This window comes from Patescibacteria group bacterium (genome assembly GCA_024238995.1).
Classification (GTDB): Bacteria; Patescibacteriota; Minisyncoccia; order Minisyncoccales; family JANBVM01; genus JANBVL01.
On sequence record JANBVL010000001.1, the window covers coordinates 113,647 to 134,956 of the forward strand.

Below are 21,310 nucleotides of genomic sequence, written 5' to 3' on the forward strand. Positions count from 1 at the left end.
AATTTATCCTGTCCACCAATACATAAGTATTGAGAAATCAATTAAATCAACAATCCCATCTTTATTTTGGTCAACACAAGCGTCATATTTCCCCCACCAATAAAGCAGAATAGAAAAATCAACAAGACTGGTCCTTCCGTTTTTATTAAAATCAGCTCTAGGGCAAAATGCTGGCACTATTGCTTCACCAATTACAAATTCTAAAGCATGGGAAAAACTACTCACAAGCCCCTCAGGAGACAAAGCACTGGCTTTGATATAGTAAGAATCCTCGTCTAGTAAAGAGGTGTTAAAAGAAAAAGTGTAATCTCCTCTTTGGTCAGCTTTAACTTTATTTATAATAGTCTCTTGGGTATCCAAAGATTTAAGATAAAGACTTATTTCACTTTGAGGAGCAGTCTGGCCTGAAACATGCAATAACTCTCCTTTTTCAAGCTGGTTTTTCTCTATCTTAATAGTAGGAGGAATAAGAATATCACCAATAACTACTGTCATGCCAAGAGAAATAGTTACTGTAAGAGAAAAAGTAATGGATTTTCTTCCTGCCTTATCTTCAGCCCAAAGTCCAAAAGTATAAGTACCGCCTGTAAGACTATTAATCTCTATTTTAAATGCAGCTAATGAATCAGCTCGTGCAGTAGCAATTATGTTTCCATCTTTTAATGTGAAAATTGAGGCATATGGGTAAGCTTTTCCCTGAAGAATAACTTTGGTCACTGGCTCTCTTGGATAAGGAAGTCCAGGTGGAGTTGGCGGAGGAGGCTCTATTAAACAAGTAGAACTACAACCATCGCCAGAATTAGCATTACTGTCATCACATTCCTCTCCTTCTCCGTCTTGAATAATCCCATCACCACAACGAGGACCTAAACCACTGCAATCATTTTTACAGAAACCGTATTCTCCGTTATTCACTCCATCATCACATTCTTCTTCTATTTCAAGAATATCATTTCCACATACCCCTAATATCTTAGCACTAATAGAAACTCCGCTCTGGGCTTGAACGGAGTCAAAGCTAAAAGCCAATATTAAAAGTACAGAACTAAGTATTGAAATAATTAAAAATAAATTTAGCCATTTTTTCATTTTTCATTCTCTTTAAAATTGAAGAGTTACTTTATGCCCATTGCTTTCTTCTTTTTTACTATTCTTTTTTTTGTTTTCGTTGTTTCTCTTCTTTTTATTTGCATCCCAGCTTTAGCTAATATCCATTTATTATACCACTTAATTACTTGAAAAATAATAAATAATATTATTATTGTAATTAAAGAATTTAATAGCATCAACCTCCAAGGAAGAATCCAAAAACTTAAGCTGTCTTGAGCGCTTTTTTCCTCTTTCCCAAATTCTATATCTAAAATAGCACGATAATAACCAAATCCAAGGCTATTTTTCTCTTTTTTTAATTCTTCAAAAAATCCCTGCGCATCCGCTTTATCAATAGGATTTTCTGCATTTAACGTAATAGAAAATGCTCTTTCAGCTCCTGGCAATGCATAATATTTATTTGGGTTAGCTGAAAGAACAGATATTGCTTTGCCAAAAATATTTTTAATTGTTATTTTTCCTTCAGGTTTTAAATGTACAGTTCCATTGTTTTTTAATAGATAACTAAAATCAATTGGCAAATAATTAAAAAATTCTTTATTGGTTTGAAAGTTTTTAATTTGTCCATCTTCAATTACTTCTCCTGAAACATTAAGCAAGACCAATATTGCTATTCTACTGCTAATTCCAACACTGCCGTCACCAGATCCTTTTGGAGAAGAAGTTCCCCAAAAAATAGCTGCATAATTACCACCTGCATTTGCATTTTCAGGAATTCTAATAGTAAAAGAAGTTCTTATTCGTTCTTTCATCTTTAAATGCACTTCTGAAGGAGAAACTTCAATCCACGAAGCCAGTCCTGATACTTCTCCAGTGAAAACTGGATCTCCCCAAGTCCCCTGCGTTTCAACACTCTCAAAAGAAGAATAAAAAGTTGAGTCACGGTTTCCACTATTAATTAAAGTAATTGTTCCAGAAATTACATCTCCTGGATCACCTGAAAATTCAACTTTTGCCGGAGAGACAGTTAAGGCGTAAGAGTTTGAAATAAAAATACTGCAACCCAAAATAATAAAAACTATAAGAATAAGTGGTTTTTTCATTTCATTTAAATTAAATAGCCAAGTCAATATAAAATTAACATGGAACTAAACAATTTCTTTAAAAATTGCCTTAAAGAGTATTAGAACAAGTGTAAGTAATTATATCTGAATAACTACCGGCTAGGTTTGCTCCACTAATTGCTGCTTGATAATACAAAATAAGTCTTGCATCAACTACAGCACCTGTACTTGAAGCCACATTGACATCAGTAATTTCAAAACCACCAACATCACTAGTTGTTGATGCATTGTCATATCTGGCAGCTATTGTCATAGCAGTTCCAAAATCAGTACTTGTAGCCTGCAAACCATAACCCTCTGTTCCTGCTCCCAAACTAGATGTATTCCCAAAAGAACCATCAGCTGAACCGATAAGATCAGGGCCACCAGCATAGTATAATCCTGGATCTGAAGTATCTCCATCGTCCTGAGCTTTAAGAACAGCAACAGCATTACTATTAAGATTAACTGTAGTGCTACCGTAAGCAGTTGTCACTGAACCTGTAGTTAAAGTTCCAAAACTAGCAGTATTAGTGCTGAAATTACAACTAATACCTGATCCCACTGTTGCTGAAATAGTAACATCATCACTCTTAGCCACATTTAAATTAGATGATAATGAAATAATTACAGCTAAACCCAATACCGCAATAATAAATAAATCTTCTTTCTTAATTATCATTTTCAATTTTACTTTACTTTAATTTTCTATTTTTAAATGAATCGAAAACGACCTTTTATTTTTTATACTATCTAATTAATTTATCATAATAAGTCAAATTTTGAAATTGTGGAAAACTTTTTTCATTCACTTACTGAACAAGTATAAGTAATTACGTCTGCATAACTACCCACTACATTTGACACACTACTTGCTGCTTTATAATACAAAATAATCCGCCTGTTGGTTACAGCAGCAGTACTTGAAGCCATAGTCACATCAGTAATTTCAAAACCACCAACATCATTAGTTGTTGATGCATTATCATATCTGGCAGCTATTGTCATTACAGCGCCACTTCCATAATCAGTACTTGTAGCTTGCAAACCATAACCTTCTATTCCTGCTATCAAACTAGCTGTATTCCCAGAAGCACTATCAGCTGAACCGATAAGATCAGTTGTAGCGCTGGACTTATATAGTCCTGGATTTCCAGTATCTCCATCGTCCTGAACTTTAACAAAAACAGTACCACCACTTGTAATATCAATAGTAGTACTGCCATAAGCAGTTAAAACTGCACTTGATGTCAAAGTTCCAAAACTAGCAGTAGTAGTGCTGAAATTACAGGTTAAAGAAGGAGCTTCAGTAACTATTGCTGGATAACCATCAGCATTATAACCATCCAATAAAGTACTATTAGATTTTATCATTCGAAAACAATAAGTGGTACTGCCTGGGGCATTGTTATTTTGAACCACCCAATCCCATTCTCCATCTTGGCCATTAGCAATAGCCAAAAGATTAGCTACCGAGGGATTAGCTTCTTCATAAGATTCTCTAACATTAGAACTGCTTAACAAAGTAGAAGTGGTAGTGGCCTCCTCATCTGTGCCTGTATTATCATAGCCTCGCCAGATGACTCCAGAAGCTAATCCTCCTACATCACTCCAGGAAGCAACAGCCGGACAACCAGTGGTTGAAGTGCCGTACTGAAGTTTAAAGGCCTGGGTAGAGGTAGTTAAATCAACTGTGCCAATTGTAATATTCATCCTTATTCGATAAACCGCACTTGAGGTAGCATTAGTAGAGGTAGTGTTTTCATTAGCCATTGCTCCCGCTGGTTGCACTGAATCTGCATTCCAATACCATCGTGAGTCATTTTGAGTAAAAGTAGGGGTAGGCACAGGATTAAGACTAACTCCAGCTTCTATCCAGTCTACACCCAGTCCTAATGTCCATGCCATATCAGATTGAGCATCATTAGCAGTAACACTGCTTCCTGCTCCATCACAGTTATTTGTACTATCGTTCCATTGCTGTGCTCCATCTCCGCTTTCGGTCAATGTTGTTGAATTTGCAGCAGATACTACATCATAAACTAAATCCCCTGAAGTAGTAGGAATTGGTATGTTTGCTGCTAGTCCACTTCCAAAATTACTATTCCAACCATCATCAGGAGTTGTAGTATCAATGCTTGAAAAAACTACTGCTGTATGAACTGAACCATTCCAATTAGAATTGTTATCATCCCAAGTTATTGTAACTGTGGCAGATTTTTGAGTAGGTGAAATTTTTTTATAAATATGAACAGTAGCTTTACCATTCTGGGCTTCTCCTACTAAAGAAAGAGGTTCATTTGCTGTTGCAGCATCCCAGACAACCGAAGAAGCAAATTTACCAGTACTCTTTTGCATGGCTGAAATAAAAACATAAATAGCTGTCCCCGCTGTAGCATCTACGCTAGTAATTGTTGAAGAAAGGGACTTCTTATCAAAAGATGTAGTTGTGCTTTCAACTGTAATTGCCGCCTGTGCTTTTTGAACTTCCGGCGGAAACGGTGGATTCTGCCAAATCCTCGGCTGACCAGAAAACAACCAACTTATCGTTAGCAAGAAAATAAGGCAAGTCAGTAAAAAATTCCCTAATTTATTCTTGACAAGTTTTGTCATTTTTTTTATTTTATCAAATTTTATTCAGCAAAGAAACTGTGAAAAACTTTAATGCAAAATTATTTTTCTTTTTATTCTGTTATTTTACCAAAAACCAAAAAATCATCAAACAAAAAAGAGCAAGGCTTGATAAAATACATCAGAAAGATTAAAATAAATAATGATTATTCTTGAAAATCTTACTATTCTAATATTATAAAACATGACCCTTCGTCACATACCTTTAAATAAACAAAAAAAATACCTCAAAATAAAAGAGGTGGCAGAATTATTTGGAGTCACTCCTTTAACGCTTCGTAATTGGGATAAAGCAGGAAAATTAAAAGCTTATCGCCACCCCATAAATAATTACCGCATTTACAAACCACAAGAAGTTGAGCTTTTTCTGCGAAAGATTGAATCAGGAAAAAAAACAATGCTTGGATAGAACTATGAACATTAAAAAACTGACAGATAATCCTGTCAGTTTTTTAATTTATCATTTTTAACTATCGCCTAGATTTTATTGGGCCAGATTCTGAAGCCCGCAAGCGCGTCATGGCAGTTCTTGCTCTGTTAGCAGAAGGATAAGTTTTTTTCTTAGTCCACTTACCTCCTTTTTTCTCAAATAAGGTTTTCTTAAATCTTTTATAAGGCATAATTGTATATTATGTTTGTAAGATAGCTTTATTTTCAAAAAATTTCAAGTATAAAAAATCTATCAATTTTTAAAGCAATTTGAACTTATTTATCACCAACCCAAACTTATAGCCTAAGTGTTTTGCTGCTTTTCGGCAGTAAATCATTCTATCAGTAAAAATCTCAAAGTATTCCATTACAGGAACAAAATTAGTGTCAATTTTTAAAGTTAAGCTAATGTTTTTTACTTTTTTATTAATTCCAAGCTTTGAAAATTCAGTAGCATAATTAACCCTGTCATGAATATCAGTTTTAATGTCATTAACATTATTGGAATTTACCCTTGAGCGACGAACATCTGATTTATCAGCTAAAATGACAACAGCTGAAACAGAGCTTGGTAACTCAATATCTTCGTGTTTAGGTAGAATATCTTCTTTATCATGAAAAGTAATTGCCTGCATAATTAAAGCCAGTTCTTCAGGTAAAAAATCATCTTTAAATACTTGGCTAAAAAGCATGGAACCAAGGTAATTATGATGGCTTCTGCTTAAAAAATTACCCATGTCATGACAAAAGCCAGCAATAGCTGATAGTTCCTGTTTTTGAGTTGAAAGACCTATTTCTTTTGCAATTGTTCTTGCCCTATCAGCCACTAAACTTGAATGCTCTAAACCATGTTCAGTATAACCTGATTTTTTTAAAACATTTTCAGTTTGTTTAATAAATTCTAAAATGTATGGATTTTTTTTGACTTCAGTTAAAGTAATCATATTCTCTTTAAAATTTCTAAATACTGCTTAGGATTAATCCCAAGAATTCTTAAGTTATTTCGGATAACAAAAATCGGTAGCTCTTTATCTCGAGGAACAACTACCGGTCTTTTTAAATCTTCTCGCCAATATATTCGGTGGTCTCCTTTTTCTCTTTTGAAATAACAACCTACAAATAAAAGAAATTTTTCAAACTTTTTATAATTGATGGGCGTCAAACGAGCCATACTTTATCATACTGAAACCTGAACAGTTTCAGATTCTTGAGAGATAATTATTGGCGGAACCCATTCTTTTTGGCTTTTTTTCCAACCCAATCCTTGCAGGACTTCTTCTAGTGTGCCTTTTTTAACAAGCTCTTCAAAAAAAATATTAACGATTTCTATAAATCGTTTTTTAGCTTCCTCATAGCTCTTGCCTGAAGTAGATAAATCAAGGGTTGGTGTATAGGCAATAAATCTTTTACCCTCTCGAAGCATAGAAACTGAAAGTTTAAATTCTAGTTTAGTTTTTCTCATATTTTTTAATTCCGAAAGAATTAAGATTATGAGACGATTTCGTCTCATGTTCTTATTATATTACGTTTAAAGCTTATGTCAATTTAAAAAATTTAAAACAATCATATTTTTATGCTTTTAATTATTCTAACAAATCTTGCGTTGTTGTTGAAAGCGCTCCTCTTGTATAAAAGTTTTCTGGGCTCCAGATCATGAAACCAGAAAAATCATCTTTTAAAGCATCTTGAACTGCATTAATTTCTAACCTCACTTCCTCTTCCCCATATTCAGCTCCTAAATCAAAATCCTGAAGCCATGGCCTTAACTTGGCTTGTGTTGAAGTGGTAGTTTTAAAAGCATTAAGTTTAAACAAGCCAGCTTCCATTGCATTTTTAACTACCTCATAAGGATACTCAGCCGGATTGTCATATCCAATGTAACCTTGGGCATAATGAGAAGGATAAACCATTGGAGAAACAAAATCAAAATACTGATAAGCATGTTCAATTTTTTGACCAATTCCCAAATCAGATATTTCAGTAGAAAGTCCAAAAAGATCAGCTGACAAAACAGCATTAGGAAGCTTTTCTCTTAAATAAGAATAAAAGCCTTTAATCACTGAAATTCTTGTAGTGCCGGTGCTATTCCATAAAGAAAAACTTAAATCCCCTAAATCACCGTCAGAAGGAAAACGAATATAGTCAAAATTCAACTCATCAAAGCCCTGATTTAAAACATCTCTAGCAATAGCAATATTATAATCCCATGCTTCTTCGCTTGATGGATCAATCCAGGCCAAACCCATCTTATCAAGCCAAAGCAAAGAGTCATCTGATTTCCTCTTCACTGCTAAATCAGGCCTTGACCAAGCTAGAATAGGATCCTGGAAAACACTAATTCTGGCAATAGTATAAATTCCATTTTTGTGAAATTTCTCAACTAAAGCTTTAACATCTGGAATTAAATATCTTTCAGCATTATATTCTTCAACCTCAGCAACCTCAGTATTATAGCTTACATAACCTGACCAGTCTTTGATATCAATCACAACAGCATTAATCTCTGTGTTTTTAGCCAAATCAATCACATAATTAGTCATATAAGGACTAGCTGCTGACCAAGCAGTTAAATAAACTGCTTTTATTATTTCAGGCGCCTGAAAACCTGATTTTTCAATTTCGAGTTCAGTACTAGTAGCTGTTTTAGAAACAATTACAGAAAGAATTTCTTTTTCAGTAATCTCTTCTTCAACAATTTCTTGCTCTTCAACATGTTCTTCAGATTCATATTCTTGATATTCCTGCTGCTCTGGCAAAAAAACAGACTCATAAACATTAACAAAAGAATCTTTAAGAAAAAACAATACTATAAAAAACAAAAAAATTACAAAATACTGATTTTTAAGCAAGTCTTTAACGCTCTTCATTTTTCAAGTTTTTGAATAAAAAAACAGCCTTTAATTATTAGGTTGTTTTTTAATATTCTAATTTTATTCCTAATTTGTCTGCAATTTGTTTTATCCATTTTTCATGACGATTCACTTTATATGATAAAATAAGCATTTCTTAAAAATAAGCATCAGCTCTTTTCGCATAAGCATCAACAGAAATTTGAAGCTCTGAAAAACTGTTTAACATTTCTTCTTTAAAAGACAAAAAATCTTCTTTGGTGGCAAAGACTTCTTTATTAGCTTCAATTATTCTCTGTATATCTTTATCAGTAAGCATATTAATTTTCCTCTACTCATTTTTATTATAACTTGTAAAGTAATCGTGTCAAACTTTTTACTTTTCAATTCCAAATTCCATTGATTTTTTAATTTGAATCATTTCTAAAGGATCAACATCTTTTAAAGAATTGCCTTTAAACTCTTGAATCACTTTAATTCCTTCAATGTCAATATCAACACGGCTCCTTGAAGCTAATATTAAATTGGGTTCTCTTATTTCACCCTCAGCAGGGCCTTTAGTTATAAAGCATTTTCTTGCATCCATAATAATTAAGTCAGGATGAATTAATTTGTTTAACTCAGCTATTTTTTCCTGAAGATTTTTCAAATGAAGCCTGACGCGCTCAATTGGCTTCATAAAACCAATAGATAATTTTAAAGCTCCGGTAAATTGAGCATATGAATGAGTTTTTAAATTAGGTAAAAGTATCAACTTGTCAGCTCTTTCTAAAAATTCAGTTACTGAAACTGTCTTTAGAAATTTACCATTGGGAACTTGTTTTTTAATCCATTTCCTTTCATCAAAATTATATATTCTTGGAGGTATTTCTATTTTCTCCAAATCAAAAACACCAAGCTTTTCCATTACTTTACGAGTATTGAGGCGTAGTCAAAGGTTGGTATAGGTAGCTTCATTAGTTCCTCTTTTCTCTTTGTTGAGAGCTTGGAAATTGAAATATAACCAGTTATCATTATCCTTCCTGTATCAGAATTGTAAGTGATTGTTTTTACAATACTCTTAAGCAGTTTTTTAATCTGTTCAGGCTTTAATATATTCAACTGAACTTTGGTCAGACTGGCAAACTCTTTTAAGCTGTTGATTATATCCTGCTTACTGGTTGCTTGAGATAACCTTACTTCAATCCCTTTTAAATCTTTCTTGATTTCCCTTTCAATCAAAGTATAGTTCTCTATCTTTGCCTCAAATTCTTCTATGCTTATAAAATCTTTATCCCAAAGTCGCCATACCTCACTCTTCTTTTTCTTTGTAATGGCTTGGTGCTTTAATAGGTCTTGTTTTAAATCACCTAACGATTGCTTTTCTTTGTCCCCTTCTTTTAACCGAAATATGTATTTGATAAGGATTTTAGGATTCTGTAATGCCTCTTTGATTTTGCCCCAGATATAATCTTCAATAAACTCCTTCTTTATCATTCTAGAATTACATTTAAAAACCTCTGGAAAACTCTTGGGCTTTGAACTGCATACATAATAGGAATACTTATTATGATGGCAGATACCAACCATTCTTGAGCCACACTTTTCACACCTCATTAAGCCACTCAAAAGATAAGTGTTCTTTGTTTTACCATAGAGCTTAAAATTCTTTTTTCTCAACTCCTGAACTTTATCAAATGTTTCTCTGTCAATTATGGCAGGGACTTTAACCATCAACCAATCTTTTCTGTTATTATTCACTTTGCTTGATTTGACTTTTCTATTAAATTTCACTCTCTTGTTCTTTGGTTCAGAACTTTTGGTTTTATTGTAATACCAATTACCAATGTAGGTTTCACTCTTTAGAACTCTAGCAATTCCCTGTGGTCTCCAAATCTTATTATCCCCATAACGTATTTTTTTCAAGTGAAATGCTTTAGTTGTTCCAGTAATGGTTTGGTGTTCAAGATAAAGATTGAAGATAAGTTTTACAATCTTTGCTTCTTCAGGTTCTATCTTTAACTGCCAATCCCCCTTCTTGTTTTTAATGAACCTATAACCATAAGTTGCACAACTCCTGATAAGCTTCCCATTTTTTACTTTGTGCAGTTTCCCTCTGCGACTTCTTTCTATGAATTGCCTTTTTTCGTGTTCAGCTAACAAGCTCTCAATATCAGTTAAAAGTTTGTTTTCTTCTGTTAGCACTCGGTCTTTAAAGACCACTTCAATTCCTCGCTTCTCTAATTCTTTTAACACTATGAGTTGGTTAAGATGGTCTCTGCTCAACCTATCGGCAGAATGAACATAAAGAGCTTCAAACAAACCTTCTTTAGCGTCATCTCTTAACTTGTCTAGAGAGGGTCTTGCCAAAGTTCCACCACTCCAACCATTATCAATATATTCTTTAACTATTTCAAAGTCTTTACAGATTTCCTTTAATACTGCCAACTGACTTTCAATAGTCCTTTCGTCTTTTTGTCTTTGGGTGCTAACCCTAACGTAGATTGCTACTTTTTTCATAATTCTTTTTTTGCTTATTTTTTTTAGATTTTAAAATATCACTTACAAATTGTGTAAATTCTTCTTTATGATTAGGATTCGGCTCAAACTTTATAATCAGTTTAGTTTGTTTCTTTCTTTTCTGTCTTTTTGCCATAATTTTGTTAAGGTTTAGAGATTTCAGAAATGGTCGCCCAAAACTGAAACCTCTAAATCTGCGACCATTATTTTAATTATCTATGCCAACCTTTTAATTATTATATGTCTTTTTTAATTGCTTTAACACACAAATGCCCACCTAACATTCTCAAACTTGGCAAATATCTTTTATTAAGTTTATCGCTTGTTATTTCAACCTTAAATCCTTTTAATAATCTCTCAATGGCATTTGGAGTATAAAAAAGTTTGTGGTCTTCATCTCCTATGCTGTCTTCTCTTTTTAGTAAAAATCTCAAAATTCTATGAAGAGCATAAGGATTAGGAGTAGTTAGAATCAATAATCCATTCGTTTTTAAAACTCTTTTCGCTTCTGATATAAAAGATTGTGGAGAATATGTATGTTCTAATAACTCTGCCATTATAATTGTATCAAAGGTTTCATCTTTAAAAGGTAAGTCATCGGCATTTCCTATTACTTGATTCTTTAAATTTAATTTCTTGGCTAATCTTTTATTATTATCTAATCCAATTATTTGTGGAAACATAACTTGAAGTTCTTTAAATAGTTTTCCATCTCCTCCTAAATTGCCTATGTCTAAAATTGATTGACCAACAATACTTTCTTTTATGAAACTGATTCGTGTTCCTAACATTATTTTAATAATCTGTTATGGTTATTTTCCTTCTGCCCTTTCCCTTATCCCATCTATCAAGAATGTTTTTGATTTTACCAACATAGTCCTTGATTTTTACAAGGCGTTTTTGGTCTCTTTTAAACTGGAGATATATCACTAAGTCTATTGTGATTTTTCGTCTTTTATTTGTCATATACTAGTATTATGACTTTTTCATAAACTAATGTCAAGTATTTTTTTAATTGATTCTATTTTTATGGCTCTTTTTTGAAAATACTACAATTTGATACCCCCTCAAACGCCCACTTGACACCCCTAAGAACTTAATATAGATTAAACTATTAAAAAAGGTCGTCCCAAAACTGAGGGATTATATCAGTATATAGAAAGCAATTAAAATAGGAAGAAAATATGAACAAAATAGAGATAAAAAACTTACTCAAAAAAAGTCCTATTGCAATGATTGTAGCTGGATTGTTAGGAGCTGGAATAGTTTCAGCAATGGTTTTAGCTGTCTATACTACAATGCTAGGAGTGGGTAATGTAGAACAAGCAGTCATATTTGGAAATGGAGATGTTGAAAAAACATATACTATTGGAAGCTCTAATGCAATTGCTGGAAACACCTATACCCAAGATTATAATTTGAAGAACCAATCAGAAACCACAGCACCGATTAAGTTTATCACTACACAATGTATAGTTGGTGGTGGAAATTGTAATACTCCAGAACACATTGAAGAAGGTGTAAAAACTTCTTACTGGAGTGCTGTAGAGTTAGAGAATAAAAACCCTGATTGGAATATTATAGATGATAATACAAGAGCAACTTTGACTTATGAATTATTATCTCCGACCTTCAATTATGAATTTGAAGCTACAGGACTAGATGTTAATGAAAACTATTCCTTGATTTACTACGCAGATAAACCTGAAAGGTTTGAAAATTGGGGTGGTAATAATCCAGGAGTATTGATTGCTGAATTTATAACTGATGATGAGGGAAACATTTCTGAAGAAGGAAACAAAAATCTTCAAATGAATTTGCCTACTTCACCAGATTGGAATGCTACTGCCGAAGCAAATTATTGCGATAGCGATAGTTATGATTTATGCAGAGGAGCAAAGATTTGGTTAGTTCCATCATCTAGTTATAATGATATAACAAAGGAACTTAATGGTTGGAATCCAGATACTTACTTATTTGAAACAGACCTGATTACTTATGACGATACTGACACAGATGGAGTGGCGTTATATTTAGGAACAGGAATGCTGAATTTCTTTGTTAAGAATGAATTTGCAGTCAATCTTGCACCTGGCGAATATAAGGTAAAGACAGAAGTAATCCCAGTAGCAGAGCTAATAGCAGAATTGTAAAGAAAACCTGATAGCTATACAAGGAATAGCTATCAGAGGTAGGTTTATTTCTTTGAAGTAAATCTACCCCTGATTATGAACAAAATATCAAAAAGTTTAATAGTTCTATTTTTAGCTTTTCTTTTTGGAAGTAGTTTTGGGATTTTTTCTATCCAAGCTCAAAATGATAAACTTATTTTAGAACTATCTTCTAAAGAATGCGATATTCAATATAGTGGTGAGAGTTGCATTATTGAACTGAAACTTACTAATAATACTGATAAAATTCTTAATGGAGAAACATCTTTACATATAGATTATAAAGGTATTTGTGGAGATGGTTTTTTTGATGGAGAAGGAATTAAAGCTCAATTTTCTATTACAGATAATAGTTGGTTAGACTTCTTGGGTTGGAAAGATGGAACAACAGCAGTTTCAGGTTTTGAAATCGTTAAAGGCGAAACTCAATCAAAACTTAAGATAAAGACTGCTTCAAATCTTTGCCCTGGAGAATATACTTTCATTCTTGAATTAAAAGGAACTACTGCTGAAGAAGAATACACAAGCATTCCACTAGTAATGATACAAATAGGTGATGCGATAATTCTTCCTCAACCTTTTTTAGAAATTCCAGAAATTGACACTACTGATACTGAAAAGATAGTTGCCGTCTCAGGAGAAGAAGAAATAACTACTTTAACTAAAAAGGATTCTGAAACTGAATTTATTGGAGAAAAAGAGGAAGAAAAGGAGAAAGGAGAGGAAAAAGTTGTTATTGAAGGGATTCAAAAAGGTTTAGTTTCAATGATAGCGTCTATAGGTATGATTTGGGGAGAAATCAGTAAATCTGCTTTTCTAACAATTATTGTGATTTTATGTTTAATGGGTTTAGTTCTTATCGGTATCAAAGAGTGGAGACTATTTCAGAAAAAAAAAGAAGAAAGAAAATAGCTTGTTGGTCGGCTAAGCTATAAAGTAAATAATTAAATAAAAAACCAATGGAATAAAATGTTTAAAAAACTTACAGCTTTATTAGTGTTATCTGCTCTGCTTTTAGTTAGTGGAGCTTTTACATTTGCTAGTAATGAGGAAGCCATTATCGGCTCTATAACTCCTAAAGTCTTAAATGTTTCCATTAGCACAGATGGGGAAATTGACTGGGGACTTATGGATTTGGGGCAAGTTAAAGACACAATGACTTTAATAGATACACAGACCATCACAAATATTGGTTCAGTTTCATTTACAATCAGTTTGAAAGTTTCGGATTCAATTCCTTCAAATTGGCAATACATAAATGCTATACCAAGTTTGACAAACGAATTCAGTCAGGAGTGGGCTTTGAATTCTTCTGGGTGGACGTTCTTCAATGCTGATAATTCTTACTTGGCAAGTGGTATGACATTAGACCCTTCAACTTCAGTAAGTATGGATTTAAGATTCTATATGCCAGTAGTTCTCAGCTCAGGAGTCGCTCCACAAACTTTTCTGACATCAGTTTTGGCAGTTGCTTTGTAAGGTTTGGATTTGTTGAGGTGGGTATTTTCTCTACCCACCAATTATGAAACTAAAACTTATAACAACAATTATTTTATTTTCATTGATAAGCTCTAGTGCTTCAAGCATTGGAATCTATCCTGTCGCTTTAAAGTTTGATGATGAGCTTTTAATGGGCAAACGATATAAAAATTCACAAATTACTATTATCAATACAAATGATGAGGCAGGTTATTTTAAAGTCGGTGTAGCCAATTTAACAAAAGAGAATTTTGATAAGCTGAATTCTGATTGGATAAAAATTAAACCTGAAAAGTTCTATCTAGAGGTAGGTTCTAGTCAAACGATTACTTTATCATTAAAAATTCCTCCCAAAACAAGATTGATATATTTTCAAGTTTATGGCGTTATAGAAACTTTTTCTGTTGAAGAAGTTGAATCAGGAGTTATGGGTGTGGGAGTTGCTGTGGGTTCTAAACTATCTTTTAAGGTTTCTAAAAAGAATGTCCCAAAATGGAAATTGCTCTGGTGGAACATTACAGACAGATTAAGATATTTTATGGCTTGGGGTGGTAATTTTATGCCTTTCAGTTTTACTCTTAAAAGATAAGAAGTTGAGGTTTGATACCATTAAATACCCTGTATGATGGTTCTTTACTTGTAAAAGGACTTTAAATGCGTCTAACAGCATTTTAAACTAGGTTCTCCCTGTAATCAGCTAGATTCTTCCTAACAAACCAAACTGCGTTTTTCTCCTCATCAGAAAGTTTTACTCCCCTCTTGCGATTCATAAGCCAAAGTGCTGTGTTAATAATGGTTCTCTTTTTAACAGGCACTCCAAAGAAATCTTTTGTCGCTTCAATGATTTGTTTTTGCTTTTCAGATTGTTTTGTGGGTAGAGTTCTCATAGTTATTCATAAGCATTGCCTCTGCTCCTTCTGTCCAGTATTGCTTGAACTTTCTTTTGGCTTTTTACTTTATCTCCTATTTTTTCAAAAGTAATTTTCTTTTCTTTGTAATTTTCAAATTGTTCAAATAAAGATTTTCTGGAAGTGATTATGTCTTTATCTTCCATTTCCCAGAATCCTAACAGAGTTGAAATAACATCATCATCGTGAAAGGAACGTTCTGCTCCTGCTCCTGACTGCCGTGCTGAATCATTCCAGACAAACGTTTTAAATTCTTCACAAGTTTGCTTATCATAGATACTAACTAAATCTTTTCTTAATAAGTCCTGAAAATTACTAATCAGGGCTTGTTTAGTTTGATAGCTTGTTTTCCAGCCGAGCTTCTGGGTTTCTTTTCTTCCCCAAGAGCTAGTATCAAAAGTTGTTCTTCTATAAATGTTTAGATCACTAATACCCAATAAAAGAGCCTGACCACTAGCATTTACTTCTGGAATTATTAGGGGAGTTAAACTGCTCCTTTTGTTATATTTTTCATAAATGAATCTTGTCTTTTCTATTAAGGCAGGAATAGGAATCTTGCCATTAAACTTTGCAACTTTCTGACCATCAGAAGAAATAACACTTATACTACTTGGGTCAATGACACCTTCACTTCCATCAACCCCAATCTGATAAAACTTATTCATTGGTTGCTCCCAGATTTCAAATCCTTCTTCAACAGCAATCGGTTCTTTCACCATTGCTTCAAACTTTTTTATGTATTCTGTGGCAAAAACATTGTTCTGCAACAATAGGGATATGTCCCAATTTCCCTTAACATACCTTTGAATGTAATTCTCATCGTGTTGCAACTGGTCTTGCAAATAGTCATCTGGCAAATAAGGATTATCTAGCATTGAGAATTGAAAAGTTTCAAAATCAGTTCTCTTATTTACATTCTGTATAAATTCAGGATAAACCCAAAAGTTAGCAGGATTCATATTTAAAAAAGCACATCTGATTGGAGAAGTTGTCCTCCTCAATCTTCCACACAAGGTTAGAAAAACTGATTTTTCAATTTCTTCTGCTTGGTCTAGGGCAAATCCTGACAGGTTCATTCCTTTCAAAGACTGGTTGGCTTTTCTGATGTCTGACAGGCTTCCGCTCATTAAAGCGTCTAAACCAAAAAATATAATTTTACTGCCATTAAAAAACTCAACAATGCCTGACTTAACCCTGTGCTTATACCATTTGGCATTTGGAATTAACTCCCACAGCAAAGGCAAAATTGTTTTTTCAAGGTCTGCAACATAACGTCTGCCCAACAGAAATTCAGAATTAGGAAAGAACCAACAAAGCAGAAGCATTTTACTCAACATTGCTAGAGTTTTACCAGAACCTAAACCTCCATACAAAATCTGAAATCTTGCTTTGCTATTCAGGAACTTAATCTGCTCTGGCAGAAATTTATATTTCTTTTTTCCATACTGCCACTCTTTGACTTGATAACCCTTAAGCCATTCTTCACCCAGTTTATTAAATTGTTTTGTCAGTTCTTGTGTATTCATAAGTCTTTAAAATTAAATCTGTGTGGGTTGGGTATATATTATAATGTAAGGAATCAAGTGGTTGGTCTCCCCCCCCTTATGTTCGGTTAATGTTCGGTTGTTGATAGGTCTCACAATATATCTTGTGCGACGTTATTTGTTCTTAAATCAGTATTCTTAATAGGTTCGTTATTCTTGACTGGCTCTAAACCTTGCTAGGAGCTGATTCTATGCCTCTAATATGAAGCGAGGAATTAACCTTGCCCTAGTTTATTAAGCTGAATATATCCTTATCTAACCTCTTTGTGCCTGGGATTGTGGTGGGAAAGAAAGAGCGTGTGTATATGGTGCAGATACCATTCAGATATAACCATTAAGAGTTAATACCATTCAATAACTATTCATTAGTATCTTTCTTTTCTTTGCGATTTGTTAAGACCAGTTCTTTGTGTTCTATCCTTATCTGTTTTCTATGTTTCTTCTTTATTCTTTTTCTTTGTGCCATTCTTTTGTTCTATCACTTCTCCTTGTTCTATCTGCTCCTTTTCTTTTGGAGCTGACATAGTTATATTAAGAGAGCCTAAATCTATCAGAGCCTTATCTTCTCTAGGATAATGCGACAGAACTTTATTGTATTCTTGGACAGCTTGAAGTTTAGCTCTCGTATCTCCACTTTCAATTAGCCCTTTTAATATACTAGCGACTTCAGTAGGACTTATTAACGACCTCAAAATATCAGCAAACTTCTTGCCCTCATCTAACTTAATCAGTTCCACCAAATCTTTTTGTTTCTTTAACTCTTTTTGATATAGTTCGTTCTTGCCCAATTTAAAACCAATCTGATAAGCATTGGCTCTATCTTTTGCGTTATAGCATTGTAAAACAGCGTCATTTCTATCAATGCCCCTTGCCTCTAAATCAAGGACACATTTTTGTTTTAGTGTTAAATTTCTCATTATTTTACTTTTTCAGGCTTCTAGGTTGCGTTCTAACAAGAGTAAAACAGATAGTTGATAGTTATTATTCATACTGACTTCTAGCTCTTGGTTTAGGTTTCTGTCCTCTGTCTTTCTCTATTGCTTTCTCTCTTTCCCTTTCATCAACAGCAATCCTTTTAGCTATGGTTTCTTTCTTTTCTTTCTCTTTGGCTAACCTTTCATTCTCAAAAATAACAGATTCTTTTAATGATTTCTCTTGGTTTTTTACTGCCTGTTCTCGCAATGGCATTAAAGTAATTCTTGAGTTAAGTTTCTTTTCCAACTTTGAAATTTTGGCTTTCTCCCGATTGTAAGCTATAAATTCTTTTCCATATTTATCCCTTTCTCTTTGTGTAATTTCTCCAACCTCTTTTGCAAATGGGTCTCTCTTGGATTTAATCATTTCCATTAACTCTTTAGCGTCTTTTGATAATTGCCTTCTTCTTGCCAGAATAATTTGTTTCATTCTAGGAATTGAAACTTTAGATTCATTAACTTTTCCTTTCAATCTCTGAAAGTTCTTATATTTACTTTTTAATATCTCCTCTTGGTTCATAATTTATTGTTTGATTAGTTATTTACCCTGCCATTCAGAAAAGGATTGATGTTTCTTTTTAGGAGGAGTTGAATAGTCAGGGACATAAGGGATAGAAGAAAACTCTTTGGCTTTTGTCTCTTCAAAAGACTGAACCTTAGGTTGTTTCCCCCACCCCTCCTTTTTAGCAACTTTATCTATTGCTTCATTAAGTTCCCTTAACTTATCCTCTTGCCACTTTTTAAACTCATCAGGGGTCATTTAGTTATTCTTAATTGTTTCTCTTTTTTGCTTACCTGCAATATCCTTGTTCATTTTTTGAACTTGTTTTTTTGGTAAGCTAGGGTGGAAGTTCTCAACTTTCTTTCGGCTTAACATTTTGCTCCTTTTTGGCGATTTTGATTTGTTTCCTCGCATAGTTTTTTATTTATTTTTAGTTATTATTTTTTCTTCAACCTTTTAGCTCTCCAACTTTCAAAAGAGGGGTATTTCTTTGGAGTTTCTTGAACAGAAGCTCCTCCCTCAATTTCATTTTGGGCAATCACTCCCTTTTTAAACTCATCAAAAGGTAAGATTGTTTCTAATTCTGTTCCAGACTTCTCTAATCTCATTCCCTCAATCCCTTGTTTAACAAAATCACTTTCAGCTGTTTCAGAAAGAGTTTCCCCTCTTCCTTTTGCTACTACCTTAATTTCTTTAATTTCCTCATCAGAATAACCCTCTAAAACAAGAGCTTCTTCCTCTTGAGCCATTGTTTTTTCTTTTGTTTCTTTATTTTCTTCTGACATAATCTTTTTTGGCTGGGGAAGAGCCAAGCGACTGACGAATGACTCTGACCCAGCGTTATTTTAATCTTTTACTTATTTTTCTTTGAAAATGACCTTTATATCTGCGATCTAACAAGTTTTTTAATTAAAGTTGATATTTTATACTTACAAATATATAGGGGGGAAGGAGTGTATGCACACACCAAGATATAGATTTGAGGTGTATGCACCAAACGTGTGTGTATACAACCCTCTCCCCCTATTGTTTTGACTCTACTTTTTCTTGAATTGGTATAATCAACATCTTCCTTCTGTCCATTGAGTCAGGCTCTTGGGTAATAAGACCAGCAGTAGACCACATAGGCACTATTTCTCGCCTTAATTGTTCATCAGATATAGGTCTTCCATAACATCTAAAATGTTCATTCATTATTTCTTGCCTAGTTATTCCAACAATACCTTCAATCCACAGGGGTAAAACAATTTTATTGAAAAGGTCAAAAATGTAAGGTGGCAAATTGAGTTCTTGGCTTTGGGAGATTACTTCCCATATTTTTAAAGCATTCTTAAAATCTTCTTTCTTGCAAGTAATAACCTTATTTTCATTTATTCCCCTGTGCCAGAGATTCAATAAAGCAAATGCTTTGGTCAAAGAAATCAATCTGGCAATATCTCTACTATGTCTTGGTTTTAAAAACTTCTTATGTCTTGATAAAAACTCCTTTTCTATTGTTTCTTTAAGCTGTTCAGAAATCTCAATACCCTTAACCCCAGTTTGTCTAATAGACTCAATCCTTTCTTTTAATTCAGTCCTTTTTGGGTTTGCTTCTAACTCTTTTCTATAAGTTTTATAGTTTGATTCTTTTTTTATTCTTTCAATTATTGATTCCCTAATTTTCTCTTGGGAGATTTCAGGGCTTAAGAGAAGAAATCTTGTCGCTTCTTGCTCATCAATCTTTAATCCAGCAGAGCAGAAAATAACTGATGGGTAGCCCCTAACAACAATGTTTTTGGTTCGCAGTTTTCTTTTACTTCGGTCTGTAATCTTCACAAGAATTTCCTTCTTGTCGTGGGATAAAACAGGTCTCAAATGCTGAAGTAATAAAGTGTGTGGTTGGTCTAAAAATACTAAAATTTTCCTTTCAAGATTTATGACATACTGCCCATCTTTATTTTTTTTGGCTTGGTCGTGAAAAAAAGCTGTTGGGCTACAATACCCTACCTCAATCAAATCTTCTTTTGGAAATAATTTTCCAACTTCCAGAGGAATATAACTTTTTCCTGTGGAGCTTGGAGCATTGAAACTAATGTTAAATTGAGATTTCTCTGTAAAAGCTGATAACTGGCAAAGGAAAGTTGCTAGTTTATTTTCTTGGTCTGATTTGATTGTTAAGCCCAAAACATTAAGCAATTCTTCCACCGATAAATAATCAAAAGTTTTAGGTGCTTCTTTCTTTTCTTCTTCTTTTGAAACAAATTGTTTCTCTATTTTTTTTCTTAAATCTTCAAATACCATTACCCTTTCAAGCTGTTTGTCAGAGGCAAGTAGGAAAGGGTTTAAACTTAACCACTCACCCCCAACAAACAACTTTTAAGTTAGTTATTTAACATTTTAACTGCTGACACAAAATCTAAACCTCGTAATTTCATTGTTAGGTCAATGATGTCTCCTGATTCTTTGCAAGAAAAACAATGGTAAAATTCATTTTTTAAATAAAGAGATGGTCTCTTGTCTGGGTGGAAAGGACATAAAGCCCAGATTTTATTTCTTATCTCAAGGAATTTAGAAAAAGGTTGCTGTTTAGCTCTTTGAATATCCTCGTTAGTTATTTTTCCTTTTCTAAATCTTGGAGGATTTAGCAACCAACTCAATTCTTTATGCTCTTTTATCAGCCTATCTAACTTATCTCCTGCCCAGACTTTAATTATTTGCTGTTGAAACCATTTCTTAAAGCCCTTAAGCAAAAGGGTTCTTTTTAAACTGATTTTAATTTGTAATGTTAAAGTTTTAATCTCTTTTTCTAACTTAATTAACCTTTCTTCTAAATACCTTTTTGCCTCTGGAAAAATCTCTAATAGTTGCCTATCAGTAAAAAACTCCTTATTTTCTAGATAACTTTTTTCCCACTCTTGAATTAGATTCCTTAAAATTGTTTCCTCGCTTATCAGCATTTTGATATTTCTTAAAATTTTCTCTTAAATCACTACCCAAAAAACTAAAAACCTTTTCCATCATTTGAGGATTTGGTTCAAATTTGTAATTAAGTTTGAAAGGTTTTTTAGTTTTCTTCATTGTTGGCAGTAAAGAACATTCTTGCTAGTTTCACCTTACCACGCACTTTTGAAGAATTTGGCAAATCCTAGACAATCAAAAAAAACACTCATTTTAAGAGTGTTTTGTATCAAA

General features: G+C 33.3%; 27 protein-coding genes. 5 read left to right on the forward strand and 22 right to left on the reverse strand.

Features of this window, described 5'->3' with window-relative positions:
- Positions 1–3: 3 nt before the first annotated feature.
- From KJI70_00600 to KJI70_00615, 4 genes are all read right to left on the reverse strand, one after another.
- Entirely contained in the window at positions 4–1,089 is a 1,086-nt protein-coding gene (locus KJI70_00600) for a DUF4215 domain-containing protein (protein MCP6718034.1), read from the reverse strand.
- 26 nt (positions 1,090–1,115) lie between these two features.
- Positions 1,116–2,153, reverse strand: a complete 1,038-nt coding sequence (locus KJI70_00605; GenBank protein MCP6718035.1) for a hypothetical protein — start codon at positions 2,151–2,153, stop codon at positions 1,116–1,118.
- A 70-nt stretch (positions 2,154–2,223) separates the two neighbouring features.
- On the reverse strand, positions 2,224–2,835 hold the full coding sequence (locus KJI70_00610) for a hypothetical protein (protein MCP6718036.1): 612 nt from the start codon (positions 2,833–2,835) through the stop codon (positions 2,224–2,226).
- A 122-nt stretch (positions 2,836–2,957) separates the two neighbouring features.
- The gene (locus tag KJI70_00615; GenBank protein ID MCP6718037.1) at positions 2,958–4,766 is read right to left on the reverse strand and encodes a hypothetical protein; all 1,809 of its coding nucleotides are present in this window, start codon (positions 4,764–4,766) and stop codon (positions 2,958–2,960) included.
- 202 nt (positions 4,767–4,968) lie between these two features.
- Between KJI70_00615 and KJI70_00620 the strand changes: the two genes are divergently transcribed.
- Positions 4,969–5,193: a helix-turn-helix domain-containing protein gene (locus KJI70_00620; GenBank protein ID MCP6718038.1), complete on the forward strand. Its 225-nt coding sequence runs from the start codon at positions 4,969–4,971 to the stop codon at positions 5,191–5,193.
- A 280-nt stretch (positions 5,194–5,473) separates the two neighbouring features.
- Here the strand turns inward: KJI70_00620 and KJI70_00625 are convergent, their stop codons facing one another.
- From KJI70_00625 to KJI70_00670, 10 genes are all read right to left on the reverse strand, one after another.
- The gene (locus tag KJI70_00625; protein MCP6718039.1) at positions 5,474–6,157 is read right to left on the reverse strand and encodes an HD domain-containing protein; all 684 of its coding nucleotides are present in this window, start codon (positions 6,155–6,157) and stop codon (positions 5,474–5,476) included.
- Positions 6,154–6,384: a type II toxin-antitoxin system HicA family toxin gene (locus KJI70_00630; GenBank protein MCP6718040.1), complete on the reverse strand. Its 231-nt coding sequence runs from the start codon at positions 6,382–6,384 to the stop codon at positions 6,154–6,156. Before KJI70_00630 ends, KJI70_00625 begins: the two co-directional genes overlap by 4 nt.
- 6 nt (positions 6,385–6,390) lie before the next feature.
- Positions 6,391–6,675, reverse strand: coding sequence for a hypothetical protein (locus KJI70_00635; protein MCP6718041.1), 285 nt, complete (start codon positions 6,673–6,675; stop codon positions 6,391–6,393).
- A gap of 121 nt (positions 6,676–6,796) precedes the next feature.
- Complete coding sequence (locus KJI70_00640) at positions 6,797–8,080, reverse strand: putative glycoside hydrolase (protein MCP6718042.1); 1,284 nt, start codon at positions 8,078–8,080, stop codon at positions 6,797–6,799.
- Between the two features lie 139 nt (positions 8,081–8,219).
- Positions 8,220–8,381: a hypothetical protein gene (locus KJI70_00645; protein ID MCP6718043.1), complete on the reverse strand. Its 162-nt coding sequence runs from the start codon at positions 8,379–8,381 to the stop codon at positions 8,220–8,222.
- A gap of 57 nt (positions 8,382–8,438) precedes the next feature.
- A complete protein-coding gene (locus KJI70_00650) occupies positions 8,439–8,969 on the reverse strand; it encodes a DUF362 domain-containing protein (protein MCP6718044.1) in 531 nt (176 codons plus the stop codon).
- Complete coding sequence (locus KJI70_00655; GenBank protein ID MCP6718045.1) at positions 8,969–10,561, reverse strand: recombinase family protein; 1,593 nt, start codon at positions 10,559–10,561, stop codon at positions 8,969–8,971. Before KJI70_00655 ends, KJI70_00650 begins: the two co-directional genes overlap by 1 nt.
- Complete coding sequence (locus tag KJI70_00660) at positions 10,536–10,697, reverse strand: hypothetical protein (GenBank protein ID MCP6718046.1); 162 nt, start codon at positions 10,695–10,697, stop codon at positions 10,536–10,538. Before KJI70_00660 ends, KJI70_00655 begins: the two co-directional genes overlap by 26 nt.
- A gap of 100 nt (positions 10,698–10,797) precedes the next feature.
- A complete protein-coding gene (locus KJI70_00665) occupies positions 10,798–11,352 on the reverse strand; it encodes a class I SAM-dependent methyltransferase (protein ID MCP6718047.1) in 555 nt (184 codons plus the stop codon).
- Between the two features lie 4 nt (positions 11,353–11,356).
- Positions 11,357–11,527, reverse strand: a complete 171-nt coding sequence (locus KJI70_00670; GenBank protein MCP6718048.1) for a hypothetical protein — start codon at positions 11,525–11,527, stop codon at positions 11,357–11,359.
- Between the two features lie 218 nt (positions 11,528–11,745).
- On the opposite strand from KJI70_00670, the gene KJI70_00675 reads away from it, so the two are divergent.
- The 4 genes from KJI70_00675 (at position 11,746) to KJI70_00690 (ending at position 14,800) form a co-directional block, all read left to right on the forward strand.
- Positions 11,746–12,714 carry a hypothetical protein gene (locus tag KJI70_00675; protein ID MCP6718049.1) on the forward strand — a complete coding sequence of 323 codons (969 nt, stop codon included), beginning with the start codon at positions 11,746–11,748 and terminating at the stop codon, positions 12,712–12,714.
- Positions 12,715–12,789: 75 nt separating this feature from the next.
- Positions 12,790–13,644, forward strand: a complete 855-nt coding sequence (locus KJI70_00680) for a hypothetical protein (GenBank protein MCP6718050.1) — start codon at positions 12,790–12,792, stop codon at positions 13,642–13,644.
- Positions 13,645–13,701: 57 nt separating this feature from the next.
- A complete protein-coding gene (locus KJI70_00685) occupies positions 13,702–14,211 on the forward strand; it encodes a hypothetical protein (GenBank protein ID MCP6718051.1) in 510 nt (169 codons plus the stop codon).
- 43 nt (positions 14,212–14,254) lie between these two features.
- Positions 14,255–14,800 carry a hypothetical protein gene (locus tag KJI70_00690; protein MCP6718052.1) on the forward strand — a complete coding sequence of 182 codons (546 nt, stop codon included), beginning with the start codon at positions 14,255–14,257 and terminating at the stop codon, positions 14,798–14,800.
- Between the two features lie 82 nt (positions 14,801–14,882).
- Here the strand turns inward: KJI70_00690 and KJI70_00695 are convergent, their stop codons facing one another.
- From KJI70_00695 to KJI70_00730, 8 genes are all read right to left on the reverse strand, one after another.
- Complete coding sequence (locus KJI70_00695; GenBank protein MCP6718053.1) at positions 14,883–15,098, reverse strand: hypothetical protein; 216 nt, start codon at positions 15,096–15,098, stop codon at positions 14,883–14,885.
- A gap of 2 nt (positions 15,099–15,100) precedes the next feature.
- Positions 15,101–16,645 carry a phage terminase large subunit gene (locus tag KJI70_00700; protein ID MCP6718054.1) on the reverse strand — a complete coding sequence of 515 codons (1,545 nt, stop codon included), beginning with the start codon at positions 16,643–16,645 and terminating at the stop codon, positions 15,101–15,103.
- 449 nt (positions 16,646–17,094) lie between these two features.
- Positions 17,095–17,580: a hypothetical protein gene (locus KJI70_00705; GenBank protein MCP6718055.1), complete on the reverse strand. Its 486-nt coding sequence runs from the start codon at positions 17,578–17,580 to the stop codon at positions 17,095–17,097.
- 64 nt (positions 17,581–17,644) lie between these two features.
- The gene (locus KJI70_00710) at positions 17,645–18,157 is read right to left on the reverse strand and encodes a hypothetical protein (protein ID MCP6718056.1); all 513 of its coding nucleotides are present in this window, start codon (positions 18,155–18,157) and stop codon (positions 17,645–17,647) included.
- A gap of 18 nt (positions 18,158–18,175) precedes the next feature.
- Positions 18,176–18,397: a hypothetical protein gene (locus KJI70_00715; protein ID MCP6718057.1), complete on the reverse strand. Its 222-nt coding sequence runs from the start codon at positions 18,395–18,397 to the stop codon at positions 18,176–18,178.
- 179 nt (positions 18,398–18,576) lie between these two features.
- Complete coding sequence (locus KJI70_00720; GenBank protein MCP6718058.1) at positions 18,577–18,924, reverse strand: hypothetical protein; 348 nt, start codon at positions 18,922–18,924, stop codon at positions 18,577–18,579.
- A 238-nt stretch (positions 18,925–19,162) separates the two neighbouring features.
- Entirely contained in the window at positions 19,163–20,419 is a 1,257-nt protein-coding gene (locus tag KJI70_00725) for a hypothetical protein (GenBank protein ID MCP6718059.1), read from the reverse strand.
- 80 nt (positions 20,420–20,499) lie between these two features.
- Positions 20,500–21,075, reverse strand: coding sequence for a CHC2 zinc finger domain-containing protein (locus tag KJI70_00730; protein ID MCP6718060.1), 576 nt, complete (start codon positions 21,073–21,075; stop codon positions 20,500–20,502).
- Between the last annotated feature and the right edge of the window lie 235 nt (positions 21,076–21,310).